Here is a 4,583-nt window from a genome sequence, read left to right on the forward strand (position 1 = left end):
CCCGGGGTGGGCCATAGACCCCCCACGTGCCGGGGGGACGGGGGAGTGCCTCTGTCACGGGCGGGGCGGTGGGGGGGGCGGGGCCGTGGCGGGGCGGGTCGGCTGTGCCGACCCGCGTCAGGCCTTGACGCCGCCGGCCGAGAGGCCGGACTGCCAGTAGCGCTGGAGGAAGAGGAACGCCACGACGATCGGGATGATCGCGAGGAACGATCCCGTGATGACGAGGTTGTAGATCGGGTCGCCGCCGACGGTCGTCGACTGCGCGTTCCACTGGTTCAGGCCGACCGTCAGGGGGTACCAGCGCGAGTCGCTCAGCATGATCAGCGGCAGGAAGTAGTTGTTCCAGGTCGCGACGATCGAGAAGAGCAGCACGGTGATGAGGCCGGGGCTGAGGAGGCGGAGGCTGATGGTGAAGAACGTGCGGACTTCGCTCGAGCCGTCCATGCGCGCGGCCTCGAGGATCTCGGTCGGCACGGAGTCGACGGCGTAGGTCCAGATCAGGTAGAGGCCGAAGGGGCTGATCAGCGAGGGCAGGATGATCGCCCACGGGGTGTTGGTCAGGCCCATCTGGCTGAACATCAGGAACGTCGGGACCGCGAGGGCGGTGCCCGGGATGGCGACCGCGCCCAGCACGACCGCGAAGACCGCCTTCTTGCCCGGGAAGTCGAACTTGGCCAGGCCGTAGCCGGCCAGCGTGGCCAGCAGGGTCGCGCCTCCTGCGCCCACCACCACGTAGAGCAGGGTGTTGCCGAGCCAGCGGACGAACTCGCCGTCGCCGTAGGTGAAGACGCCCTCGATGTTGTCGACCAGCGCGAAGTCACCGCTGAACCAGAGGCCGAACGAGCTGAACAGCGCCTCCTGCGTCTTGGTCGAGTTGACGAGCAGCCAGAAGAGCGGCAGCACCGAGTAGACGAGCAGCAGGGCCATCACGACGGTGAGCAGCACGCTGCGCTTGTCGCGGGGGGCGCCGGCGCGGCGCTTGCGGGCGGTCGCGACACGGTTCGGGGTGACGGTGGGGGTGCCCGCGTCGGGCGCGGCGACGGGGGATCCGGTGAGGGTCGACATCAGTTGTCCTTCCGGGTGCCGACGAGCTGGACCACGTAGGCGACGACCATCGTCAGGACGCCCATGATGATCGCGATGGCGGCGGAGTAGTTGAACTGCTGGCCCGCGAACGACAGGTTGTAGGCGTACATGTTCGGGGTGAAGAAGGTGCTGATCGCGTTGGGCGCCAGCGTCTGCAGGATGTTGGGCTCGTTGAAGAGCTGGAAGCTGCCGATGATCGAGAAGATGATGCCGATGACGATCGCGCCGCGGATGGCGGGCAGCTTGATGTTGCGGACGATGCGGAACGGGCCGGCGCCGTCGAGCTCGGCGGCCTCGTAGAGGTCGGGCGAGATGACGCGCAAGGCGGCGTAGAACAGCAGCATGTTGTAGCCGACGAACTCCCACGTGACGATGTTGCCGATCGACGCGAGCACCCAGCTCTGGGAGAGCAGGTCGGGGAGGTCCCAGCCCGTGGCGTCCTCGAGGTTGCCGACGAGGCCGAAGCGGTTGCCGTAGATGAAGCCCCACATCAGGGCGGCGACGACCGCGGGCACGGCGTAGGGCAGGAAGATCGAGATGCGGAAGAACGCCGTGAAGTGCAGTCGGGCCGAGTCGAGGGCGAGGGCGGCGGCCAGGGCGACGATCAGCATGATCGGCACCTGCACCACGAGGAACAGCGCGACGCGGCCGAGCGCGTCCCAGAAGTTCGGGTCGGTGAGCGCGCGGACGTAGTTGTCGGCGCCGACGAACGAGTTGCCGCCGATCATCTGCTCCTGGAACAGGCTCAGGTAGATCGCGTAGACCACGGGGGCCACGAGCACGAGTGCGAAGACGACGAGGAACGGGAGCACGAAGCCCCAGCCGGTCCAGCGTCGCTTGTCGCGACGGATCTGCGAGCTGCTGCGGGGCGCCGGCGAGGTCGCCTCCGAGCGGGTCGCGGGTGTCGACAACGTCGTCATGTCCATCCACTTCATCGGGGTGAGGAGCCGTGAACACGCTGCCCGGGAGGGTGTGTGTTTACGTAAACATCTGGGATGCTCGCAACCATGACACCTCCGCCGTCCGAAATCAAGTCGGCATCTCGACGCGCCCCGCGCACCCGCACGGTGTCGATGGCCGACGTCGCCGCGCGCGCCGGCGTCTCGTCGCAGACCGTCTCGCGCGTCTCGAACGGCGCGCAGAACGTCGAGGACGGCACCCGCCAGAAGGTGCTCGACGCGATGGCAGCGCTCGACTACCGGCCGAACAGCGCGGCCAGGGCGCTGAAGACGGGTCGTTTCCGCAGCGTCGGCGTGATCATGTTCACGCTGTCCACCCTCGGGAACATGCGCACCCTCGACGCGATCGTGACCGCCGCCTCCGGCGCCGGGTACACGATCACGCTGATGCCCGTCGCCCAGCCCACCGAGGGCGAGGTGGCCGGCGCCTTCAGCCGCCTGCAGGAGGAGGCGGTCGACGGAGTCGTCATCATCATCGAGGCGCACATGCTCGACCGGGCCGACGTGATCATCCCGAGCGGGCTGCCCGTCGTCATCATCGACTCGGACGCCGGCGACCCCTTCGTCGTGGTCGACACCGACCAGGAGCAGGGCACCCGCCTCGCGACCCAGCACCTGATCGACCTCGGGCACACGCGCATCGTCCACGTCGCCGGCCCCGACACGTCGTACTCGGCCACCCGGCGCTCCGCGTCGTGGCACGCGACGATGCGCGACGCGGGCCTCGAGCCGGAGGCGCCGCTCAAGGGGGACTGGACGACCGCCTCCGGCCACCGCCTGGGCCACGCCATCGCGAGCCGCGACGACGTGACGGCGGTCGTCGCCGCGAACGACCAGATGGCCCTCGGCGTCATGCACGCCCTGCACGAGCGCGGACGGTCGATCCCGGGCGAGATCAGCGTGGTCGGCTTCGACGACACGGACGAGTCGGGCTCGTTCTGGCCGCCGCTGACGACCGTGCACCAGGACTTCGGCGAGATCGGCGCCCGCTCGATGCGCGTCCTCCTCGAGCTGCTCGAGGGGAAGCCGGCATCGGGCGACCGCATCGTGCCGACGCGACTAGTGGTGCGCGAGAGCGCCGGGCCAGCCCCCGCTGCTGCCGCGCCCAGAGCCTCCGATTCTCAAATTTGAGAGTGATCCGCGACAGGGCGGCGCAACTGCGGCATCGCCGAGGCCGAACAGCGCAGATCTGCCTCGCTTTGCGATGCGCCTCGCCCTAGCCCTCCCCTCGGGTCAGCGAGCGCGGGAGGCGCGGGTCAGCCCTGCTGCAGCGCCTCGCGGATCGCGGCCACCCCGACGCGCACCTCGTCGAAGGTGGTGCTGAGCGGCGAGAGGCCGATGCGCAGGGCGTCAGGGCCGCGGAAGTCCGGCACCACCCCCTCCTGCCAGAGCGTCGCGACGACCTCGCGGAACCGCGGGTGCCGCACCGTCACGTGGCTGCCCCGGCGCTCGTGCTCGCGCGGCGTCGCCGTCGTGACGCCGAGCGGCGCGAGCCAGGCGTCGACGAGGTCGAACGCGTAGTCGGTGAGCGCGAGCGACTTCTCGCGGATCGCGGGGAGGCCCGCCTCCTCGATCGCGTCGAGCATGTCCTGCATGGCGAGCATGCCGACGACGGGCGGGGTGCCGCTGATGAACTTGCGGATGCCCGCGTCGGGCACGTAGCCCTCGGCCATGGCGAACACGTCGGCGGCGCCCATCCAGCCCTGCACGGGCTGCTCGAGCTCGGGCAGCAGGTCGGCGCGGGCGTAGAGGAACGCCGGCGCGCCCGGCCCGCCGTTCAGGTACTTGTACGTGCAGCCGACGGCGACGTCGACTCCCCACGCGTCGAGCTCGGTCGGCACGACGCCCACGGAGTGGCAGAGGTCCGCGACGAGCAACGCCCCGGCCTCGTGCACGATCCCGGTGATCGCCGGCAGGTCGGCGAGGAACCCCGACCGGTACGACACGTGGTTGACGAGCACCACCGCCGTGTCGGGCCCGACCGCCTCGCGGACCTGCTCGGGCGTCACCCCCCGGGTCTCGTCGACCGAGAGCCAGCGCACGGTCGCGCCGCGCTCGCGGGCGATGCCCTCGACGACGAAGCGGTCGGTCGGGAACTGGTCGTCGTCGATGACGATCTCGTGCCGGTCGGGGCGGGCCGCCAGGGAGGCGCGGATCGCCTTGTAGAGCAGCACCGTCGTCGAGTCGGCCACGACCGTCTGCCCCGGGGCCGCTCCGAGGGCGGCGGCGCCGATCCGGTCGCCGAGCTCGGTGGGGAGCTGCATCCAGCGCTCGTCCCACGAGCGGATCAGGCGCGTGCCCCAGTCGCCGCGCACGAACGCGTCGAGACGGGCCGGCGTCGCCGCCATCGGCCGGCCGAGGGAGTTGCCGTCGAGGTACGAGACCACGTCGCCCGCGGGCAGGAAGAGGGCCGTGTGGTGCGCGAGCGGGTCGGCCGCGTCGCGGTGCGCACTCGCCAGCGGGTCGTCGAGCTCGGCCGGGTCCCCGGGCGGGGCGGCCGGCACGAACGAGGTCGACGTGGTCGTGGAGGCAGGGGAC

The 4,583-nt window shown here is 70.7% G+C and carries 4 protein-coding genes; 1 reads left to right on the forward strand and 3 read right to left on the reverse strand.

Features of this window, described 5'->3' with window-relative positions:
* Positions 1 to 117: 117 nt before the first annotated feature.
* Together RWM17_RS12525 and RWM17_RS12530 are read right to left on the reverse strand one after the other, a co-directional pair.
* Positions 118 to 1,065: a carbohydrate ABC transporter permease gene (locus RWM17_RS12525; RefSeq protein ID WP_314104149.1), complete on the reverse strand. Its 948-nt coding sequence runs from the start codon at positions 1,063 to 1,065 to the stop codon at positions 118 to 120.
* The gene (locus RWM17_RS12530) at positions 1,065 to 2,006 is read right to left on the reverse strand and encodes a sugar ABC transporter permease (protein ID WP_314104151.1); all 942 of its coding nucleotides are present in this window, start codon (positions 2,004 to 2,006) and stop codon (positions 1,065 to 1,067) included. Before RWM17_RS12530 ends, RWM17_RS12525 begins: the two co-directional genes overlap by 1 nt.
* 87 nt (positions 2,007 to 2,093) lie before the next feature.
* Between RWM17_RS12530 and RWM17_RS12535 the strand changes: the two genes are divergently transcribed.
* The gene (locus RWM17_RS12535) at positions 2,094 to 3,176 is read left to right on the forward strand and encodes a LacI family DNA-binding transcriptional regulator (protein WP_399540479.1); all 1,083 of its coding nucleotides are present in this window, start codon (positions 2,094 to 2,096) and stop codon (positions 3,174 to 3,176) included.
* Positions 3,177 to 3,301: 125 nt separating this feature from the next.
* Here the strand turns inward: RWM17_RS12535 and RWM17_RS12540 are convergent, their stop codons facing one another.
* Entirely contained in the window at positions 3,302 to 4,549 is a 1,248-nt protein-coding gene (locus RWM17_RS12540) for a kynureninase (RefSeq protein WP_399540480.1), read from the reverse strand.
* Positions 4,550 to 4,583 lie beyond the last annotated feature (34 nt).

It is taken from the genome of uncultured Frigoribacterium sp. (assembly GCF_963515265.1).
GTDB lineage: Bacteria > Actinomycetota > Actinomycetes > Actinomycetales > Microbacteriaceae > Frigoribacterium.

Bases quoted from the DNA above. Each gene is read 5' to 3' on its own strand.
- RWM17_RS12525 (WP_314104149.1), bottom strand. From the start codon at position 1,065: ATGTCGACCCTCACCGGATCCCCCGTCGCCGCGCCCGACGCGGGCACC.
- RWM17_RS12530 (WP_314104151.1), bottom strand. From the start codon at position 2,006: ATGACGACGTTGTCGACACCCGCGACCCGCTCGGAGGCGACCTCGCCG.
- RWM17_RS12535 (WP_399540479.1), top strand. From the start codon at position 2,094: ATGACACCTCCGCCGTCCGAAATCAAGTCGGCATCTCGACGCGCCCCG.